Annotated in this window: 2 protein-coding genes and 1 pseudogene; all 3 read right to left on the reverse strand. The window is 70.6% G+C overall.

Going from position 1 to position 1,385, the window contains the following annotated elements; translation table 11 throughout:
* Positions 1–5 precede the first annotated feature (5 nt).
* Positions 6–359 (reverse strand): hypothetical protein, encoded by a 354-nt coding sequence (locus ACFWI9_RS34240; RefSeq protein ID WP_387169196.1) that lies wholly within the window; start codon positions 357–359, stop codon positions 6–8.
* A 47-nt stretch (positions 360–406) separates the two neighbouring features.
* Positions 407–934, reverse strand: a complete 528-nt coding sequence (locus ACFWI9_RS34245) for a WhiB family transcriptional regulator (protein ID WP_387169198.1) — start codon at positions 932–934, stop codon at positions 407–409.
* A 141-nt stretch (positions 935–1,075) separates the two neighbouring features.
* Positions 1,076–1,385, reverse strand: a pseudogene (locus tag ACFWI9_RS34250) (hypothetical protein); the annotation flags it as partial.

Consider the following 1,385-nt stretch of genomic DNA (forward strand, 5'->3'; position numbering starts at 1 on the left):
CGTTGTCAGGGATGACCGGGGGTCGGGTGGGTGTAGCGGATCGGCTTGCCGAGGCTGCGGGCGTAGTCGATCTCGCGGCGGGTGCTCTCGCCGATGTAGCCGCCGGGGTTGACCACCAAGACATAGTCAGCGAGGTCGATATTCCGGAGATGGAGGTCGTCCAGGACCTGCTTGAGCCACTCAGATTTCTCCGGGGTGTCCCACAGGGGGTGAGGCTGTTTGAGGTTGCAGCCGGGGGCGAGGACGATCCGGCCGGCCGCCGTCTCGCACAGCGCGGCTTCGGCGAGCGCGTCCCAGTACCGGGTCGAGCCGCACAGTACGACAACCGGCGGGCGGGGCGGGGTGTTGGCGTCAGTCATGGATGTCTTTCCTGTTGGTGGGGATGGTGGCGGTGTACATCACGCCCCTACGCGGCGGTGAGACCGGCCAGGAGGCGGGTGCGGTTGCGTTCCTGCTGCTCGGGAGTGACCAGCCGGTGCAGCGGCATCGGCCCGTTGACCTCGCGGTCCAGGCGCAGGATGCGGGCCTGGTCGACGGTCGGGGGCGTGTGCCGGGCGGCGGCGGCCTGTTCGCGGCGCGTCTGGTCCTGGCGGGCGAGGACGTCGATCCAGTCCGGTCCGAGCCGGTCGGCCAGTCGTTTGCGCAGGATGGTGCGCTGGCTGGGGGTGGTGGCCGCGAACACCCCGGTCTTGGTGAGCGGTTTGTTGACCAGTGCCCAGCGCAGGCAGTCCCGGACGATGGGGCAGTCGGAGCAGGCCCGGCGCGCCTTCTCCAGCCGCTTCTCCGTCGCCTGCCTGTCCTCGCTGCGGTCGCCGTTGGCGAAGTCGAACAGGATCGGTTCCGCCTGGCAGCGGGGCGGGGTTGGGCGGTGGGGAAACGGGAAACGCGGGTCGGGGTCGGCGACGTCGGTCGGCCTGGCGCCGGTGTAGCTCATGAGGTGGCCTCCGGGAACTGCGGGGTGAGGGAGGGGAATTGTTGGCGGATCTGCGCCACCAGGTCCGGCGTGAACGTCCGGGGACCGAATGGCTCGGGGCAGGTGCGGGCCCGGTCCGGTGGCGCATCGAGGGGCAGCGGCTCAGGCATGGTCGCCGTGCTTCGTGCTGCTCTTGGTCTGGATGTCGGAGGCAAACCGGCCGCGACGGCTCTCGACCGGGTTGTCCGTGATCCAGTCCTCTGCACACGCCTTGTGGGCAGGCTCGCCCTGGTGGGAGCGCAGCGGTGTGAGCCCTCCGCACAGCACGCACGGACGCTCGCCGTAGTGGTCGAAATGGCGGCCGTCACTCCATTCCAGGAGGCTGCCCGGGGGCGGGATGACGCCGGCTTCTTCCCGCAGGGGCTTCCTGCGGCCGGCGCGGCCGGGCGCGCTCATGCGGCGGGCAGGTGGG

The organism is Streptomyces sp. NPDC127084 (genome assembly GCF_042724175.1).
Classification (GTDB): Bacteria; Actinomycetota; Actinomycetes; order Streptomycetales; family Streptomycetaceae; genus Streptomyces.